This is a genomic window from Enterobacter cloacae complex sp. IR5458 (assembly GCF_049238025.1).
In the GTDB taxonomy this organism is placed as follows: domain Bacteria; phylum Pseudomonadota; class Gammaproteobacteria; order Enterobacterales; family Enterobacteriaceae; genus Enterobacter; species Enterobacter kobei.
This window is the reverse complement of sequence record NZ_JBMKIF010000034.1, coordinates 23,383-40,537: the sequence shown is the minus strand read 5'-3', so window position 1 is coordinate 40,537 and position 17,155 is coordinate 23,383. Positions and strand designations below refer to the sequence as shown.

General features: G+C 53.9%; 17 protein-coding genes. 9 read left to right on the top strand and 8 right to left on the bottom strand.

Going from position 1 to position 17,155, the window contains the following annotated elements:
• Positions 1 to 218: 218 nt before the first annotated feature.
• Complete coding sequence (locus ACOTYN_RS21470) at positions 219 to 1,514, top strand: MFS transporter (protein ID WP_023331104.1); 1,296 nt, start codon at positions 219 to 221, stop codon at positions 1,512 to 1,514.
• On the opposite strand, the gene ACOTYN_RS21465 is transcribed toward ACOTYN_RS21470, so the two are convergent.
• The 5 genes from ACOTYN_RS21465 to trxC all read right to left on the bottom strand — a co-directional run bounded on the left by ACOTYN_RS21465 (position 1,511) and on the right by trxC (position 7,232).
• On the bottom strand, positions 1,511 to 1,834 hold the full coding sequence (locus ACOTYN_RS21465; RefSeq protein WP_014884860.1) for a YfiM family lipoprotein: 324 nt from the start codon (positions 1,832 to 1,834) through the stop codon (positions 1,511 to 1,513). The two genes, ACOTYN_RS21470 and ACOTYN_RS21465, sit on opposite strands and share 4 nt — an antisense overlap.
• A 45-nt stretch (positions 1,835 to 1,879) precedes the next feature.
• Positions 1,880 to 3,235, bottom strand: a complete 1,356-nt coding sequence (gene pssA, locus ACOTYN_RS21460) for a CDP-diacylglycerol--serine O-phosphatidyltransferase (RefSeq protein ID WP_023331103.1) — start codon at positions 3,233 to 3,235, stop codon at positions 1,880 to 1,882.
• Positions 3,236 to 3,345: 110 nt separating this feature from the next.
• Entirely contained in the window at positions 3,346 to 6,009 is a 2,664-nt protein-coding gene (locus ACOTYN_RS21455; protein ID WP_058691192.1) for a bifunctional acetate--CoA ligase family protein/GNAT family N-acetyltransferase, read from the bottom strand.
• Positions 6,010 to 6,044: 35 nt separating this feature from the next.
• Positions 6,045 to 6,743 carry a tRNA-uridine aminocarboxypropyltransferase gene (tapT, locus tag ACOTYN_RS21450; protein ID WP_071922980.1) on the bottom strand — a complete coding sequence of 233 codons (699 nt, stop codon included), beginning with the start codon at positions 6,741 to 6,743 and terminating at the stop codon, positions 6,045 to 6,047.
• Positions 6,744 to 6,812: 69 nt separating this feature from the next.
• Positions 6,813 to 7,232 (bottom strand): thioredoxin TrxC, encoded by a 420-nt coding sequence (trxC, locus tag ACOTYN_RS21445; RefSeq protein ID WP_014884856.1) that lies wholly within the window; start codon positions 7,230 to 7,232, stop codon positions 6,813 to 6,815.
• Positions 7,233 to 7,436: 204 nt separating this feature from the next.
• Between trxC and ACOTYN_RS21440 the strand changes: the two genes are divergently transcribed.
• Complete coding sequence (locus tag ACOTYN_RS21440) at positions 7,437 to 8,567, top strand: tRNA/rRNA methyltransferase (protein WP_014884855.1); 1,131 nt, start codon at positions 7,437 to 7,439, stop codon at positions 8,565 to 8,567.
• A 40-nt stretch (positions 8,568 to 8,607) separates the two neighbouring features.
• Here ACOTYN_RS21440 and ung read toward each other — a convergent pair whose 3' ends face one another.
• Entirely contained in the window at positions 8,608 to 9,297 is a 690-nt protein-coding gene (ung, locus tag ACOTYN_RS21435) for a uracil-DNA glycosylase (RefSeq protein ID WP_071922981.1), read from the bottom strand.
• A 314-nt stretch (positions 9,298 to 9,611) separates the two neighbouring features.
• Here ung and grcA point away from each other — a divergent pair, with 314 nt between their 5' ends.
• A complete protein-coding gene (grcA, locus tag ACOTYN_RS21430; RefSeq protein WP_071922982.1) occupies positions 9,612 to 9,995 on the top strand; it encodes an autonomous glycyl radical cofactor GrcA in 384 nt (127 codons plus the stop codon).
• A 52-nt stretch (positions 9,996 to 10,047) separates the two neighbouring features.
• Here the strand turns inward: grcA and srmB are convergent, their stop codons facing one another.
• Positions 10,048 to 11,376 (bottom strand): ATP-dependent RNA helicase SrmB, encoded by a 1,329-nt coding sequence (gene srmB / locus ACOTYN_RS21425; protein ID WP_014884852.1) that lies wholly within the window; start codon positions 11,374 to 11,376, stop codon positions 10,048 to 10,050.
• Positions 11,377 to 11,508: 132 nt separating this feature from the next.
• Here srmB and trmN point away from each other — a divergent pair, with 132 nt between their 5' ends.
• Entirely contained in the window at positions 11,509 to 12,246 is a 738-nt protein-coding gene (gene trmN / locus ACOTYN_RS21420; protein ID WP_332959045.1) for a tRNA(1)(Val) (adenine(37)-N(6))-methyltransferase TrmN, read from the top strand.
• Here trmN and nadB read toward each other — a convergent pair.
• Positions 12,231 to 13,850 carry an L-aspartate oxidase gene (nadB, locus tag ACOTYN_RS21415; protein WP_071922983.1) on the bottom strand — a complete coding sequence of 540 codons (1,620 nt, stop codon included), beginning with the start codon at positions 13,848 to 13,850 and terminating at the stop codon, positions 12,231 to 12,233. The genes trmN and nadB overlap by 16 nt on opposite strands.
• A gap of 343 nt (positions 13,851 to 14,193) precedes the next feature.
• Here nadB and rseD point away from each other — a divergent pair, with 343 nt between their 5' ends.
• Genes rseD through rseC form a run of 5 tightly spaced genes read left to right on the top strand, consistent with a single transcriptional unit; the run spans position 14,194 to position 16,957 of the window.
• Complete coding sequence (gene rseD, locus ACOTYN_RS21410) at positions 14,194 to 14,277, top strand: rpoE leader peptide RseD (RefSeq protein WP_223605340.1); 84 nt, start codon at positions 14,194 to 14,196, stop codon at positions 14,275 to 14,277.
• On the top strand, positions 14,274 to 14,849 hold the full coding sequence (rpoE, locus tag ACOTYN_RS21405; RefSeq protein ID WP_006176728.1) for an RNA polymerase sigma factor RpoE: 576 nt from the start codon (positions 14,274 to 14,276) through the stop codon (positions 14,847 to 14,849). The genes rseD and rpoE overlap by 4 nt, the downstream gene beginning before the upstream one ends.
• Positions 14,850 to 14,880: 31 nt before the next feature.
• The gene (rseA, locus tag ACOTYN_RS21400) at positions 14,881 to 15,531 is read left to right on the top strand and encodes an anti-sigma-E factor RseA (protein ID WP_014832926.1); all 651 of its coding nucleotides are present in this window, start codon (positions 14,881 to 14,883) and stop codon (positions 15,529 to 15,531) included.
• Positions 15,531 to 16,484, top strand: coding sequence for a sigma-E factor regulatory protein RseB (gene rseB / locus ACOTYN_RS21395; protein WP_071922984.1), 954 nt, complete (start codon positions 15,531 to 15,533; stop codon positions 16,482 to 16,484). The genes rseA and rseB overlap by 1 nt, the downstream gene beginning before the upstream one ends.
• Positions 16,481 to 16,957, top strand: coding sequence for a SoxR-reducing system protein RseC (gene rseC / locus ACOTYN_RS21390; protein ID WP_014884848.1), 477 nt, complete (start codon positions 16,481 to 16,483; stop codon positions 16,955 to 16,957). The genes rseB and rseC overlap by 4 nt, the downstream gene beginning before the upstream one ends.
• Positions 16,958 to 17,155 lie beyond the last annotated feature (198 nt).

Below are 17,155 nucleotides of genomic sequence, written 5' to 3'. Positions count from 1 at the left end.
TGCCAGGCATCAATCAAGAAGAACCCCGTACCGTAAGGTGCGGGGTTTTTTGCTTTGGGTTTTTTTCCCCTGGCCTTTCTCTTAATCTCTTACCCTGCTAATGGAATGTGTGATCCCTGTCTCAATGTTATTTATAACAAAATTATAACATTTCATTTACGAGGTAATTGAGTCTCCTGGCTCAATACACCGCTGTTTATGGCAGGAGCATAATCACAATGACAGAAAGTATTACATCAAACGGGACGCTGGCTAACAGTGATACCCGAAGAAGGGTATGGGCAATCGTCAGCGCCTCTTCCGGGAATCTGGTTGAATGGTTTGACTTCTACGTCTACTCATTCTGTTCACTCTACTTCGCACATATCTTCTTCCCGTCCGGCAACACCACAACACAGCTACTACAAACGGCAGGGGTATTTGCCGCCGGATTCTTAATGCGACCCATTGGGGGCTGGCTGTTTGGGCGTATTGCGGATCGTCGCGGGCGCAAGGCCTCCATGCTGATCTCGGTTTGTATGATGTGCTTTGGATCTCTGGTGATCGCCTGCTTACCAGGGTATGAATCGATCGGGACATGGGCGCCTGCGCTGCTTTTGCTGGCTCGCTTATTCCAGGGGCTATCGGTGGGCGGTGAATACGGTACCAGTGCGACCTACATGAGTGAAGTTGCCCTGGAAGGCCGCAAAGGTTTTTACGCCTCATTCCAGTACGTCACACTCATTGGTGGTCAATTGCTGGCGATTCTTGTGGTGGTGATCCTGCAGCAGATCCTGACAGACGAACAACTTCACACATGGGGATGGCGAATTCCTTTCGCACTGGGCGCAGCACTGGCGATTGTCGCACTTTGGTTACGCCGTCAGTTAGATGAAACCTCGCAGAAAGAGGTCAGGACGCTAAAGGAGGCGGGAACATTCAAAGGATTATGGCGAAACCGCAAAGCTTTCCTGATGGTGCTGGGCTTCACTGCGGGCGGCTCTCTCAGTTTTTACACTTTCACCACCTATATGCAAAAGTATCTGGTGAACACCACCGGAATGCACGCAAACGTCGCCAGCGTTGTTATGACAGTGGCACTTTTTGTCTTTATGCTCATCCAACCGATTATCGGTGCGCTTTCCGATAAGATTGGTCGCCGTACGTCAATGCTGATCTTTGGTGGGCTTTCAGCGCTGTGTACTGTCCCTATTTTGACAGCCCTTCAGCATGTCTCCTCGCCATATGCCGCATTTGCACTGGTGATGCTGGCGATGGTGATTGTCAGTTTCTACACATCGATCAGCGGAATACTGAAAGCCGAAATGTTCCCGGCACAGGTACGAGCGTTAGGGGTAGGGCTCTCATATGCGGTAGCCAATGCGCTGTTTGGCGGATCGGCGGAGTACGTTGCGTTGTCGCTTAAATCATGGGGAAGTGAAACGACATTCTTCTGGTACGTGACGGTAATGGGCGCGCTGGCCTTTATTGTCTCCCTGATGCTGCATCGCAAAGGGAAGGGCATTCGTCTTTAATAATGCGCCATCTGCCAGACGGCATAGCCGGTGGTTGCACCGGCGACGTCCCAGGCGAAATCTTTCCAGCTCCAGCCGCTCCCCGCGGGGCGGCTATCCCACAGTTCTTTTGATGCTCCAAGGCTTACTGAGAACATCAATCCTATCGCTGCGCTCCGGTCCCGGCTGTATCCCTGATGCTGTGCATATTCGTTACCGGCTGCAGACAGCATTGCGGAGGCGAGGAAGTGCTGAGCCTTATCCTGTCCGGACCAGCTATCGTTGGCCATATGGCTGCAGCCACTCAGAAAGAGGACGCTCAGTAGCAGAGAAGTACGCATCAACGGGCTCCATAAAAAAGCCCTGCGGGTGACAGGGCTCTGACATTACAGAATACGGCTGATAAGTCGGTCGATACGGATACGACGTAAACGGCGGATCAACTTACGGACTTTCACCGGATAATCGGCAATGCTCTGTAGTTCGCGGTAATGGTTAACCACCGTAGTATGCGTGCGAATCAACTCCAGCTCACGTTCACGCTGGGCGGCTAACTCATGCTGCGGGTCATGGATGAGAATAGCGTTTTCCAGATCCAGTCTCCAGGCGCGTGGGTTAAGGTTGTTACCGGTCAGCAGCATCCACTCATCGTCGACCCACATTCCTTTCAGGTGGTAACTGTTGTCTTCATCTTTCCACAGACGCACAACCAGCTGGTCAGTGTTGACGTAGTACTGTAAACGGCTCAGGAAACGACGCAGGTTAATCTCATAAAGATAAGGCAGCGCACCGATGATTTTGAACGGCTGGTCTTCAGGGATGAAAAAGTCGTTTGCTGTTTTATCGCCGACGATAATTTCCACTTTTTTACCGTCGCGCAGTAGCTGAATGATATTTCGCACCAGCACGGCAGGAAGGTTGAAGTATGGCGTACAGATGGTGAGTTTCTGCTCTGCGCATGGCATCAAATGGAAGATCGTTTTGTTCAGCAGGCTTGATTTGCCGAGCCCTACCAGCGGGGTAACAGATAACTCTTCGTTGTTCGCATCGCCCTGGAAATGGTAGACAGCATCGCGCAACTCCTGGCGGAAAGCGCGAACATCATTTTTGATCTCCGGGCTTTTAGGACGCTCAGGATCGTCAAGGCGATTAACACCACGACCGTGTACCAGGTTTTTATCAACCCAGTTGAACATGATATCGGCCATCTGTGGATTACGAATCAGGTGGTAGCGGTCGTAGCGATATTTATCGAGCTGATGAAGGTAGACATCATTCAGGCTTGCGCCGCTGTACAGGACGCTGTCATCAATGATGAACCCTTTAAAATGAAGGACACCGAGTGCTTCACGGGTATTAACGGGTACGCCATAAACAGGGACATCGACGCCAGGATTTTCCTGCGCCGTGCGGCAATACCAGTCTGCATTAGTATTGGAAGCGGCTGCGCCGATACGGCCACGCTGAGCGCGATGCCAGTCAACCAGTACGCGAACATCCAGTTCCGGACGCTGACGTTTAGCTTCATAGAGTGCGTTGAGGATCGCACGACCGCCTTCATCTTGTTCAAGATACAGGGCCACAATGCAAATGCGTCGCGTGGCGCTGGCAATCTTTTCCAGAAGCGTTTCCCGAAAATGAGCGGGAGCATAAAAGAACTCTACATCATCAACTGACTGAGAAATCTTCGGTAGTTGAGCAAGGTGTTGTTGATGTTTATTACGCTTAAATTTTGACAACATCACAGTGCGTTTCTTCTCTGTTCATTGAAGGGTTGTCTGTACCATGCAAACAACATAAGCGGACAATGATACCACCAGTCCCGTCCAAAGTGGGTAACATTTCCAGTAGGTTACTCGTGTTTGTCTGCTGATGTCAGGACGAGGGACAAGGCAACAATACCTTCCTCCAGCTGAATATCAACGTCAAATCCGAGTTTTCGCGCCAGGGTCACCATACCGCGATTGTTTGGCATAGTAATGCCATTCAGGCGCAACAATCCGTGATCTCGCGTATAACTGATGAGTTTTTCCAGCAGTCGTCTACCCAGCCCCAGGCCTTTAAGATCGGAGCGCACCAGCACGGCAAACTCCGCATCGACATTATCCGGGTCAGAAATGGCTCGCGTGACGCCGAGGATCTCATCATCATGATCTGCACGACGCACGGCAACAAACGCCATTTCTCGATCGTAGTCGATCTGGGTCATATTGGCTAAATCATCGTGGGTAAATTCGTTGATTTCGCTAAAATAGCGGTAGTAGAGATCTTCTTTTGTAACCTGAGAGATAAAGGCCCGCAGCTGGGGTTCATCTTCCGGCAGAATTGGGCGGAACAGGACGCGTTCCCCGTTTTTCATCTCTACCCACTCCTCCAGATGCAGAGGATATGGACGGATTGCCAGGCGGCTCTCTCTGTCCCCTTCGAAGGGCGCGATATCCAGCGTCACGTCCAGCGCCGTAAACTCATTGCCGGAAGCGAGTAGCGGATGGATATCCAGCCGCTGGATCTCGGCACAATCCACGATCAGATTAGACACCTGCACCAGGAATTGACTTAACCCGGCAATATCGAGCGGACGCAAGGCACTGCGGCCACGGATCTTTTTGCTTTTAATCGCCTGAATGATCAGATAGCGCGCGAGGTTCATGTTCAGCGGCGGTAAAGCAACGACAGCCTGTTCCTCCGGGTGCCACTCCACGCCACCTTCTCCCAGCATAATAAGCGGGCCGAAGACGGGATCGTGCTCTACCACGACTCGTAGTTCCTGAGCGCCTGCGCGGTTAGCCATGCTTTGTACCAGCAGTCCGTGGATCCGGGCCTGCGGCCAGGCCATCTTAACGCGATCAAAAATGGCATCGGCTGCCTGCTGTACCTCCGTTGCCGTACGCAGATACAGCATGACACCCTGAACATCTGATTTATGCGGTATATCGGGAGAGCGCAGCTTAAGAGCGACAGGATAGCCAATCTGCTCCGCAATATGTACTGCCTCGGCGCTGTCGCTGGCGATCCAGGTTGGCAGGGTTTGCATCCCGTAGCTGCCCAGAATGGGCTGCACTTCATGCGTATCAAGCGATGTCGCGCCCTCTTCAATAGCCTGCTGCAAGAGTCGATGAACGTCGACGGTATTCGCCGTCAGGTTACCAGGTAGCGCCGGGGTTTCGCGTAGCTGCTTCTGATTGCGGCGATATTCCACCATATGCATAAATGCGGTGATAGTCCCTTCCGGCGTACGGTAGGTTGGCAGACCGGCTTCGCTGAACAGACGTCGTGCCTCCTGAGATGAAAACTCACCGCACCAGTTTGTCAGCAGAGTGACATATTTGCCGCGCGGATGGTTGCGTACAGCTTCAATTAACGCGCGCGCACTTTCACTGCCCGGCGCGACTGCGCTGGGGGAGTGGATAATCATCAATGCATCGAAGTCCTGACTATCCAGCAAAATTGAGATAGCCCGAATATAGCGATCGCTGCTGGCGTCATCGCGCAAATCAAGCGGATTGCCGGGCATCACGCTTGTCGGAAGCGCCTCTCTGAGGCGTTGAAGCGTCTCTTCACCCAGCGTTGCCAGCTTTCCGTTGCGCAGCCACAGTTCATCCAGCGCAAGCGCAGCAGGGGCCGCACCATTGCTGACAATCATTAACTTCTCGCCACGCAGTGGGCGCATGTGGCTGAGCGTCTCAACGGCGGAAAAAAGCTCGTGCGTATCCTGCACCCGCAGTAACCCCGCGCGCTGGATGGCGGCATCCCAGGCGGGATCCATGCCGGAATGAGACTGCAGGAGACGCTGGGCAGCAGGACTGCGACCGCTTTTGATAACCAGGATCGGCTTATTGCGCGAAGCACTTCGTGAAGCCGATACAAAACGACGGGCGTCGCTCAGATGCTCAAGATAAAGGAGTATCGCGCTGGTTTTGCTGTCACGAGCCAGGAAATCCAGAAGCTCATCAACGTCGATATCCAGGCTGTCGCCCAGGGCAATGAAGTAGGAGAAACCCATTTCGCGCTGTTGCGCCCAGTCGAGGATTGTGTTCGATACTGCAGCCGACTGCGAGATAAACGCCAGTTTGCCTTTGCGGATCGGTACCGGGGAGAAACTGGCATTCAACCCCTGCCAGGGGGCGAGCAGGCCCAGGCTATTCGGGCCAAGGATACGCATCTGGTAGCGGCTGGCGTAGGCGAGCAGTTCGGGTTGCTGTTCAGGTGGAGACGAGAGAATAATGCAGGTTTTACACCCTTTCTTGCCAAGTGCTTCCAGCAGTTCCAGATTGCGTTTCGCATTCGTACACAGCACGGCGAGGTCCGGCACAAAAGGCAGGCTCTGCACATCTGGCCATGCCAGCACCCCCTGAACGGCCTTATAAGCCGGCGTGACGGGCATGACGGGGCCATTAAATCCTCCCGCGAGCAGGTTGCGCATCATCAGATAGCCTGCCCGATCCGGTTTCATGGATGCGCCGATAACGGCAATGGATTTAGGACGTAATAGCGCTTCTAACCCTCGCTGGCTCATGCAAGTCTCCCGTGATTGCAAGCGACCTGATGATTTTAAACGCTTTCTGACGCTGTTGCTGTGATGCTGCCCTTATGAATGGTTTTTCCCGCCAGATAGCGTTCCCGGAAACAAGAGAAATGGTTGCCCAGGGCGCCGGCTGCTGCGGTATCCCCGGCTAAATCCAGCAGCGAAATGGCCACCTCGGCGGTGCAATATTGTCCGTCAGCATGCGCTTCACGCAGGCGATAAGCCGAGACGCGGGAAAGATCGACAGAAATGACCGGCAGCGCGTCAAGGTAAGGGCTTTTGCGAAACATTTTCCGCGCTTCGGTCCATGTGCCGTCCAGCATAATAAACAGCGGTGGCTTACCGGACGGTGGCGCCGAAAGCACCTGACGATTGTCGCCTGCGTAAGAGGCCGGGAAAACGACCATCGGCTGATAGTCCGGGTTTGTCACAAGATCGAGCAGGGCCTGTGGCGGCTCGGTGCGGGACCATTGAAACGCGGCAGTATCCGGCAGAATATCGGCAATCAGCCGCCCTGTATTACTGGGTTTCATCGGCTCGGTATCAAACATGACCAGACAAAAACGGCTTTTAGCCGTACTGGGTGCCAGCGTTTCGCACAGGCAAACTTTAAGCGGAAGCAGGCAGCGCTGGCAGCGACGAATGCGATTGCCACGGGCAAGAAAAGGACGAGTGGCGCGCGCAAGGCGTTCGGCGCGTAACTGGAGGACAGCGTTATCGGTCATGGGCGAAGTGAAGGAAAAACGCCATTTTCGCAGAGGCGGGAGCGGGGCACAAGATGTGCCCCGTGAAAGTTACAGTGATTCGTTTAACCAGCTGTCAAACGGCGCTTTCGGTACTGCGCCATTGAGCATGTCGACGACTTCACCGTTTTTAAAGATCATAATGGTAGGGATGCTGCGAATGCGGAAACGTGCGCTAAGCTCGCGTTCCGCCTCGGTATTCACCTTAACAAAACGCATCTTACCGCTGCGCTCTTCGGCCACGTCTTCAAAGATTGGCGCGAAGCTTCGGCATGGACCGCACCACGGTGCCCAGAAATCGACCACCACCGGGAGATCGTCCTTGAGGAGTTTGTCCAGCGTAGCACCCGTCGCGTTAATGACATCGCCATCAAACAGTTCGTGGCCACAACGTCCGCATTTCGCACCATCGTCAATCCGATCGTCCGGAATGCGATTAAGAGCCTGACAGTTGGCACATACGGTATTCATAACTAACCTCTGATAGAGCCGTGGGACAGCGGCAGAACGCCGATAATGTTTCTAATATGTTACATATTATCAATGAGCCTGTTTGAAACAACAATGCGTTTTATTCAATGAGAACAATAGTCACAGGCTTTTGTACGAAATTATGGCTATGCGCTGGCACATCGGGTAATCTGCGCGCTTCGCGCAGCGCTGGTGGAGAAAAGCATGAACGACGAAATGAAAAATAAAAGCGGCAAGGTCAAAGTGATGTATGTCCGCAGTGATGATGACTCTGATAAACGCACCCAAAATCCGCGTACCGGAAAAGGTGGCGGCCGTCCGGCGTCTTCTCGTGCAGACGGTGGCCGTCGCCCCGCCCGCGATGACAGAAACACCCGCGGTGATGACCGCAAACGTGACGATCGCAAACGCGATGACCGTCCGCGTTCCGACCGCCCACGTAGTGACCGTCCACGCGACGATCGTCCGCGTGATGACTTCTCGCGTGACAACGCCTCCCCGTGGCGCACCGTTTCTCGCGCCCCGGGGGATGAGACGCCAGAGAAAGCCGATCACGGCGGTATCAGCGGTAAAAGCTTTATCGACCCGGAAGTGCTGCGCCGTCAGCGCGCGGAAGAGACCCGCGTGTATGGCGAGAACGCCTGCCAGGCGCTGTTCCAGAGCCGTCCTGAGTGTATCGTCCGCGCCTGGTTTATCCAGAGCGTGACCCCGCGCTTTAAAGAAGCACTGCGCTGGATGGCCGCGAACCGTAAAGCCTACCACGTGGTGGATGATGCCGAGCTGACCAAAGCGTCCGGTACCGAGCACCACGGCGGCGTCTGCTTCCTGATCAAAAAACGTAACGGCACCACCGTGCAGCAGTGGGTCAGCCAGGCGGATGCCGATGACTGCGTGCTGGCGCTGGAAGATGTAGGCAACCCGCACAACCTGGGCGCGATGATGCGCAGCTGCGCGCACTTTGGCGTGAAGGGTGTGCTGTTACAGGATGCCGCACTGCTGGAATCCGGTGCCGCGATCCGCACAGCAGAAGGCGGAGCGGAGCATGTGCAGCCGATCACCGGCGACAGCGTGCTGGACGCCCTTGAGCAGTTCCGTAAAGCGGGTTATTCCATCGTGACCACGTCGAGCCATGCTGGTACGCCGCTGTTTAAAGCGACGCTGCCGCGTAAAATGGTGCTGGTATTAGGTCAGGAACGTGACGGTCTGTCTGACGCGGCGCTTTCCAGTGCTGATCTGAGCGTCTCTATCGACGGGACAGGTAATGTAGAAAGTCTGAACGTGTCCGTTGCGACCGGCGTACTGCTGGCGGAATGGTGGCGTCAGAATAAGGCATAAGCCTCTCAATGTGCCGGGTCTGGCCCGGCACATTCAAACCCTACTCGCTCTCTGCCGGTAACACTGGCATCCAGTCAATTGGCGTTTCGCCACGTTTTTCCAGCCATTCATTCGCCAGAACAAAGTGATTACTGCCGAAGAAACCGCGATGTGCCGACAGCGGAGACGGGTGCGGCGCTTTTAAAACGTGATGGCGCTGACGGTCGATAATCGCCCCTTTCTTCTGCGCGTGAGAACCCCACAGTAAAAACACCACGCCTTCACGATGTTCGTTGATCAGGCTAATAACCTTATCGGTAAAGGTTTCCCAGCCCAGGCTGGCGTGAGAATGTGCCTGACCCGCCCGTACAGTGAGTACCGTATTTAACAGCAGCACACCCTGATGCGCCCAGCTTTCCAGGTAACCGTGGGTGGGGCGGGTGAAGCCAGGAACGGTTCCCTCAAGCTCTTTATACATATTGAGCAGAGAAGGGGGGATAGCCACGCCCGGACGGACGGAGAACGCCAGCCCGTGTGCCTGACCCGGGCCGTGATACGGATCCTGGCCAAGAATGACCACCTTCACATCGCTCAGCTCAGTGTAACGAAAGGCGTTGAACACATCTTTCTGCGGCGGATAAATCGTCTGCCCGGACTGACGTTCAACTGCAACGGTGCTGAGTGTATTAATAAAATAGGGTTGTTGTTTTTCTTCTGCCAGCACATCGTGCCATGTCAACGGTGTGGTCATCTCGCTCTCCTGCGAATCTCATTCTGTGTCTAGCTTACCTGTTAAACGCCAGTGAGCAAAATGACGCGCTGAAACGTGCGCTAAGTAACTAAATTTATTTTGAAAAGATACACAGCCAGTTGAATTGGTAAGGTGCTGAAATTGATCTAAAACAATAAATTCAAACCACACTCTTTATGTGGTTGGTGTTTTTGTTGATTTAAATCAATAAATCGCCGGGGTGCGAGTGATATATATACACACAAGAAACAATGGTTTTACCAATTGGCCGTGTGAGGCCGACACCAGTTAATGTAGCCTAAGGGAGGCAACACATGATTACAGGTATCCAGATTACTAAAGCTGCAAATGACGATCTGCTCAATTCTTTCTGGCTGCTGGACAGCGAGAAAAACGAAGCACGCTGCGTGGTTGCAAAAGCCGGTTTTACTGAAGATGAGATCGTGCCAGTGAGCAAACTGGGCGAAATCGAATATCGTGAAATCCCAATGGAAGTGAAACCGGAAGTGCGCGTGGAAGGCGGTCAGCATCTGAACGTTAACGTTCTGCGTCGTGAAACGCTGATGGATGCCGTTGAGCACCCTGAAAAGTACCCACAGCTGACTATTCGCGTGTCTGGCTATGCGGTTCGTTTTAACTCACTGACCCCAGAGCAGCAGCGCGACGTTATCGCGCGTACCTTTACTGAAAGCATGTAAGGTTCCAGTTTCGGGGGGGAATAAAAAAGCCGGGGAAATCCCCGGCTTTTTCTTACTCTTCAGTTTTCGTATCCTGCGCGGCAGCGCTTGGCTTACGACGCTTACCAATGTTTTTGGTATCGCGGTGGCGTTGCTTAACGCGCGGCTTCTCTTTTTCTTTCTCTTTTCTCTCAGCGCGTTTTGCGAGTGCTTTCTTGGACGGTTTGCCCGTCATTTTTTCACTCGGCGCGCGGGTAGTTGGGCGCAGGCCGTCAATGACGCGAGATTTCAGCGGCTCATCAACATAGCGACCAATTTTTTGCAGCAGCAGGTGATCGTGCGCTTCAACCAGTGAAATCGCAGTACCTTTACGTCCGGCGCGACCGGTACGGCCAATGCGATGCAGATAGGTATCACCACTGCGCGGCATATCGAAGTTGATCACATGGCTCACGTCCGGAATGTCGATCCCACGCGCGGCAACGTCTGTCGCCACCAGCACGTTCACGCGGCCATCGGTCAGGCGTTTGATGCCTTCGGTACGCTTAACCTGCGCCATCTCACCTTCGAGGTAGCAGTTATTAATGCCCGCATTACGCAGCATTTCTGCCAGCTCGTGCACGCGCTCGCGTTTACGCACAAAGACGATGGTACGCAGAGCATCTTCCTGCTTCAGCAGGTGCTTCAGTAATTCGACCTTGTGCTCAAGGTTGTCCGCACGGTAATACCACTGGTGGATCTTCTTGCGCTCACGCGTAGAGGGCGTCGCAGAGACTTCAACCGGATCTTCCAGCAGACGCTCGGCGAAATCTTTAATCGCGTCCCCTTCAAGGGTGGCAGAGAACAGCATCGTCTGGTTACGCCAGCGCGTCTCGCCCGCAATATGTTCGATATCCTGTGCGAAGCCCATGTCCAGCATGCGGTCGGCTTCATCCAGAATCAGCGTTTCTACCGCGCGGCAGTCGAAGTTCTCTTCTTTAATGTACTGCAGCAAACGGCCCGTCGTCGCAACAACGATATCCTGGTTTTCGCTGAACACTTCGGCGTGGTTCATATACGCCACGCCGCCGGTAATAGTGGCGATATCCAGATGGGTGTTAGCCGCCAGCTCACGCGCGTGATCGGCAACCTGCATGGCCAGCTCGCGCGTAGGCGTCAGGATCAAAATACGCGGTGGGCCTGATTTTTTTCGTGGAAAGTCGAGCAGGTGCTGCAACACAGGCAGCAAATAGGCTGCTGTCTTCCCCGTGCCGGTTGGCGCAGAACCGAGCACATCGCGGCCCTCAAGCGCAGGCGGAATGGCCGCTGCCTGAATGGCGGTCGGGCGTGTAAAGCCTTTGCTCTCAAGTGCATTGAGCAGGCTTTCATCGAGTTCAAGTTCGGAAAAAGTCGTTACAGTCATGTTCTACCTCTGTGTGGGGCGCTGATTATAGACGTTACGGCTGTAATCTTCATCTGTTTGTATGGATATCGCTTTGCGGTGCCTTCGCTTTCCCCTATGCTACTCCAGTTTCACTTAGAAGGTTGCCCTGACATGTCTCAACTCAAAGCGCAGTTGCGCCGCGATGGTTTTACGTTTAAACAGTTTTTTGTCGCCCACGATCGCTGTGCCATGAAAGTCGGCACCGACGGTATTTTACTGGGAGCATGGGCCCCTGTCGCAGGTGTTAAACGTATTCTTGATATCGGTACCGGCAGCGGGCTGGTGGCGTTGATGCTGGCCCAGCGTACGGAAGAGCATGTCACGATTGATGCCGTTGAGCTCGATGCGCAGGCTGCAGGGCAGGCGAGTGAAAATGCGGCCGAATCCCCCTGGGCAGACCGGATTCGCGTTCAATGTGCGGATGTGCTGGTCTGGGGGCCTGAACAAACTGCGCGTTACGATCTTATCGTCAGCAACCCTCCTTACTACGCGCCCGGTGTCGAGTGTGGTACCCCTGAACGTGAACAGGCGCGTTATACCGGTTCACTCGATCATAAAGCACTGCTTACCAGCGCGGCTGAACTCATCTCTGAAGAGGGATTTTTTTGCGTAGTGTTGCCAGAAAGCACGGGTAATACATTTATTGGTCTGGCGCAGGAGATTGGCTGGACATTACGTTTGCGAACTGACATTTCTGATACGGAAGGACGACTGCCGCACCGCGTGCTGCTGGCGCTTTCGCCAAAAGAAGGTGAATGCTTTAATGACCGTATGGTGATTCGAGGGCCAGACCAGCGTTATTCCGAAGATTACACTGCTCTGACCCAGGCATTTTATCTGTTTATGTGAACCTGCGGAGCCAGTATCGACGGGCCAGATTCAGCAAGCTGATCCGGGTAGTCCAGGGTGTAGTGCAAGCCGCGGCTCTCTTTACGCATCATGGCGCAGCGAACAATCAGCTCGGCAACCTGCACCAGATTGCGCAGCTCCAGCAGATTATTGGATACGCGGAAATTGGCATAATATTCATCAATTTCCTGCTGCAGCATAGTAATGCGGCGCAACGCACGTTCCAGACGTTTTGTGGTGCGCACAATCCCTACGTAGTCCCACATAAACAGCCGTAGCTCATGCCAGTTGTGTTGGATCACGACCAGCTCGTCCGGGTTATCCACGCGGCTTTCATCCCAGGCAGGTAAGTGCTCGGTCTCGCGGGCGTAAGGCATGCGTTTCGTGATGTCTTCCGCCGCTGACCAGCCGTACACCAGACACTCAAGCAGCGAGTTCGACGCCATACGGTTCGCGCCGTGAAGGCCGGTATAACTCACCTCGCCGATAGCATACAGACCTTCTACGTCGGTGCGCCCGTGATCGTCAACCATCACGCCCCCGCAGGTATAGTGGGCCGCAGGCACAATGGGCACCGGATCGCGGGTCAAATCAATCCCCAGGTTCAGCAGCTTTTCGTAAATCATTGGGAAATGCTGGCGAATGAATGCGGCTGGCTTATGGCTGATATCGAGATACATGCAGTCCACGCCCAGACGTTTCATTTCATGGTCGATGGCGCGGGCAACGATATCGCGAGGGGCGAGCTCGCCACGCGCGTCAAAGTCCGGCATAAAGCGGGTACCGTCAGGGCGTTTCAGATAAGCGCCTTCACCGCGCAGAGCTTCCGTCAGCAGGAAGTTGCGCGCCTGAGGGTGGAACAGGGCTGTTGGGTGAAACTGATTAAATTCGAGATTCGCCACGCGGCAGCCTGCGCGCCAGGCCATGGCGATACCGTCTCCGGAAGCGATGTCCGGGTTAGTGGTGTACTGATACACCTTTGAGGCGCCGCCCGTCGCCAGTACAACGGCCTTCGCCTGACAGGTTTCAACCTTCTCTTTATTACGGTTCCAGACCCATGCACCCACCACGCGACGCGGACCAGGCAGGCCAATCTTGTCGGAAATAATCAGGTCAACGGCATTACTGCGCTCAAGAACCCGAATATTAGGATGGTTAAGCGCTTTACCCACCAGCGTGGTCTCCACCTCTTTACCGGTGGCATCCGCTGCGTGCAGGATGCGGCGGTGGCTATGGCCGCCTTCGCGCGTCAGGTGGTAGCTCTCTTCACCGTTAGGCTGAATCTGGGTATCAAATAATACGCCCTGACCGATGAGCCACTGAACGCAATGGCGGGCATTGCTGGCAACGAACTCTGCGGCGTGCGCATCCACGATCCCGGCGCCGGCAATCAACGTATCTTCTACGTGCGACGCTATGCTGTCGGTCTCGTCAAACACGGCGGCAATACCGCCCTGGGCATAAAATGTGGAACCTTCACTTATCGGTCCTTTACTCAGAACGATAACGTTTTGATGCTCGGCCAGGCGCAGCGCCAGAGAGAGACCGGCAGCGCCGCTACCGATGATCAGGACATCACAATGGAGTTCAGATGTTGTGTTCATGATTGTTGTTTAATTTACTAAACAGTGTTGGGTCAGAATAGCACCTGAGTGCGATTTATCGCACGTTTTTTTTAGAGGTTGTTGCAATGGCTAAACGCGTAAGACGGAGTAAATAGCGGGTAAAGGAATGAAATTATTTTGCGAAGCAGATCGTTAGCGTCAGATTTTGTGATGAAATAAAGACTGGGTTGCGTTACTCTTCTCGCGGGAAAAAGATGTTTCTTGTCAGAAAGTGGTGCGTATCGTGAACAGACTTATAATGAGAGAAAATGAACAGTCTGCGGCGCGATGAACAAAAACAAAGGCGTTACGGAACTTATTGACGATCGGGCACTCTAACTCGGTGCTTGCTCAAAGTGCGGTGTTTTTAGAGTGGCGTTTCGATAACGCGTGGAATTTAGGTTTGGGGAGACATTACCTCGGATGAGCGAGCAGTTAACGGACCAGGTCCTGGTTGAACGGGTCCAGAAGGGAGATCAGAAAGCCTTTAACTTACTGGTGGTGCGCTACCAGCATAAGGTGGCGAGTCTGGTTTCCCGCTATGTACCGTCAGGTGATGTGCCTGATGTGGTGCAAGAGTCTTTTATTAAGGCCTATCGCGCGCTGGATTCTTTCCGGGGAGATAGTGCTTTTTATACCTGGCTGTACCGTATTGCTGTCAATACGGCAAAGAATTATCTGGTTGCTCAGGGTCGTCGTCCGCCGTCCAGTGATGTAGACGCTATCGACGCCGAAAACTTCGAAAGTGGCGGTGCGCTGAAAGAAATTTCGAACCCTGAGAACTTAATGTTGTCAGAAGAACTGAGACAAATTGTTTTTCGCACGATCGAGTCGCTCCCGGAAGATTTACGCATGGCAATTACGTTACGGGAGCTTGATGGTCTGAGCTATGAAGAGATAGCCGCTATCATGGATTGTCCGGTCGGTACGGTGCGTTCACGAATCTTCCGTGCGCGAGAAGCTATTGATAATAAAGTTCAACCGCTTATCAGGCGTTGACGATAGCGGGATACTGGAAAAGGTATTAGGCATGCAGAAAGAAAAACTTTCCGCTTTAATGGATGGTGAGACGCTGGATAGTGAGCTGCTCAACGAGCTGTCTCATTCTCCCGAAATGCAAGAGACCTGGGAGAGTTACCATCTCATCCGTGACACGCTGCGCGGCGATACCGGCGAGGTTCTCCATTTCGATATCTCTGCCCGCGTGATGGCGGCCATTGAGAATGAGCCTGTTCATCAGACCACTCCGCTGATTCCTGAAGCTCAACCTGCACCTCACCAGTGGCAGAAAATGCCGTTCTGGCAAAAGGTGCGTCCGTGGGCCAGCCAGCTCACCCAAATGGGGGTTGCTGCATGCGTATCGCTTGCAGTTATCGTTGGCGTCCAGCACTATAATACTCAGTCTGAAACTAATCAGCAGCCAGAAGCGCCAGTGTTTAACACACTGCCGATGATGGGCAAAGCGAGCCCGGTTAGCCTGGGCGTACCGGCTGATGCTTCCGCCAGCGGCGGTCAGCAACAGCAGGTGCAGGAGCAGCGCCGTCGCATTAATGCGATGTTGCAGGATTACGAGTTGCAGCGTCGTCTGCACTCTGAACAGCTTCAGTTTGAGCAGGCCCAAACCCAGCAAGCTGCTGTGCAGGTGCCCGGAAACCAAACTTTAGGAACGCAATCGCAGTAATGAAGCAACTTTGGTTCGCCATGTCTCTGATGGCGGGTAGCCTGTTCTTCTCTGCCAACGCCTCGGCTGATGTTTCATCCGGGGCGTTGTTGCAGCAAATGAATCTGGCCAGCCAGTCACTCAATTACGAGTTGGCATTTATCAGCATTAATAAGCAGGGCGTCGAGTCGTTACGCTATCGTCATGCCCGTCTTGATAATCAGCCACTCGCCCAGCTTTTACAGATGGATGGTCCGCGTCGGGAAGTTGTCCAGCGAGGCAACGAAATCAGCTATTTCGAGCCCGGCCTGGAGCCTTTCACGCTCAATGGCGACTATATCGTTGATTCTCTGCCGTCACTCATCTATACCGACTTCAAGCGGCTGGCCCCTTACTACGATTTTATTTCGGTAGGGCGTACGCGCATCGCAGACAGACTGTGTGAAGTGATCCGCGTGGTTGCTCGCGATGGCACGCGCTACAGCTATATCGTCTGGATTGATGCGGAAACCAAGCTGCCGATGCGTGTGGACCTGCTTGACCGCGACGGTGAAACGCTTGAACAGTTCCGCGTGATCTCCTTCAGCGTGAACAATCAGGTTGGCAACAGCATGCAGAATCTGGCCAAAGCCAGCCTGCCGCCGCTGCTTTCTGTTCCGGCAGGGGATTCCGTTAACTTCAACTGGGTTCCTTCCTGGATCCCGCAAGGCTTTAGCGAAGTGTCCAGTAGCCGTCGTCAGTTGCCAACTATTGACACGCCCGTTGAGTCGCGCCTCTATTCCGACGGTTTGTTCAGTTTCTCGGTGAATATCAACCGCGCAACGGCAAACAGCGCTGAGCAAATGCTTCGTACCGGACGTCGCACGGTGAGCACCACGGTACGTGATAACGCAGAGATCACGATTGTGGGTGAATTACCTCCGCAGACGGCGAAGCGCATTTCAGACAGCATTAAATTCAGGGCCGCGCAATGATTAAAGAGTGGGCAACCGTCGTCTCGTGGCAAAATGGCGTTGCGCGCGTCAGTTGCGATGTCAAAGCCTCATGCAATAGCTGCGCATCCCGTGCCGGGTGCGGCAGCCGCGTGCTGAACAAGCTTGGGCCGCAAACGTCGCATACTATCTCTGTGCCAAGTGAACAGCCGCTGGTGGCGGGGCAGAAGGTTGAACTGGGGATTGCGGAAGGCAGTCTGCTCGGTTCCGCGATGCTGGTCTATCTCTCTCCGTTGGTCGGGTTATTTATCATGGGCGGCCTTTTCCAGACCCTATTTGGTACCGATGTGGCCGCCATGTGTGGTGCCGCGTTGGGGGGCATCGGGGGATTCTGGCTTGCTAAAGGTCTCTCACCGAAGCTTGCCGCGCGCGAAGAGTGGCAGCCTGTCATTCTCAGCGTTGGGTTGGCACCAGACCAGCTTCGTGTCGAGACGCTCTCTTCTGAGGCCCGATGATCCATCGGGCTTTATCAATTTTTACGTCCTAATACAGAAAACGCCCTTTCTTCACGCTATACCTGTCTCTAAGTGCATTTCCAGGTAGCGAGGATGTAGTGTAGAATGCTGCGTTTTCGCACTGAAAAACGTCAGGCTAAGAACAGCGGCCTCCAGGAATTCGTAAGGCATAATTATTTAACTATATGAAGAACATAC

Bases quoted from the DNA above. Each gene is read 5' to 3' on its own strand.
- ACOTYN_RS21470 (WP_023331104.1), top strand. From the start codon at position 219: ATGACAGAAAGTATTACATCAAACGGGACGCTGGCTAACAGTGATACC.
- ACOTYN_RS21465 (WP_014884860.1), bottom strand. From the start codon at position 1,834: ATGCGTACTTCTCTGCTACTGAGCGTCCTCTTTCTGAGTGGCTGCAGC.
- pssA (WP_023331103.1), bottom strand. From the start codon at position 3,235: ATGTTGTCAAAATTTAAGCGTAATAAACATCAACAACACCTTGCTCAA.
- ACOTYN_RS21455 (WP_058691192.1), bottom strand. From the start codon at position 6,009: ATGAGCCAGCGAGGGTTAGAAGCGCTATTACGTCCTAAATCCATTGCC.
- tapT (WP_071922980.1), bottom strand. From the start codon at position 6,743: ATGACCGATAACGCTGTCCTCCAGTTACGCGCCGAACGCCTTGCGCGC.
- trxC (WP_014884856.1), bottom strand. From the start codon at position 7,232: ATGAATACCGTATGTGCCAACTGTCAGGCTCTTAATCGCATTCCGGAC.
- ACOTYN_RS21440 (WP_014884855.1), top strand. From the start codon at position 7,437: ATGAACGACGAAATGAAAAATAAAAGCGGCAAGGTCAAAGTGATGTAT.
- ung (WP_071922981.1), bottom strand. From the start codon at position 9,297: ATGACCACACCGTTGACATGGCACGATGTGCTGGCAGAAGAAAAACAA.
- grcA (WP_071922982.1), top strand. From the start codon at position 9,612: ATGATTACAGGTATCCAGATTACTAAAGCTGCAAATGACGATCTGCTC.
- srmB (WP_014884852.1), bottom strand. From the start codon at position 11,376: ATGACTGTAACGACTTTTTCCGAACTTGAACTCGATGAAAGCCTGCTC.
- trmN (WP_332959045.1), top strand. From the start codon at position 11,509: ATGTCTCAACTCAAAGCGCAGTTGCGCCGCGATGGTTTTACGTTTAAA.
- nadB (WP_071922983.1), bottom strand. From the start codon at position 13,850: ATGAACACAACATCTGAACTCCATTGTGATGTCCTGATCATCGGTAGC.
- rpoE (WP_006176728.1), top strand. From the start codon at position 14,274: ATGAGCGAGCAGTTAACGGACCAGGTCCTGGTTGAACGGGTCCAGAAG.
- rseA (WP_014832926.1), top strand. From the start codon at position 14,881: ATGCAGAAAGAAAAACTTTCCGCTTTAATGGATGGTGAGACGCTGGAT.
- rseB (WP_071922984.1), top strand. From the start codon at position 15,531: ATGAAGCAACTTTGGTTCGCCATGTCTCTGATGGCGGGTAGCCTGTTC.
- rseC (WP_014884848.1), top strand. From the start codon at position 16,481: ATGATTAAAGAGTGGGCAACCGTCGTCTCGTGGCAAAATGGCGTTGCG.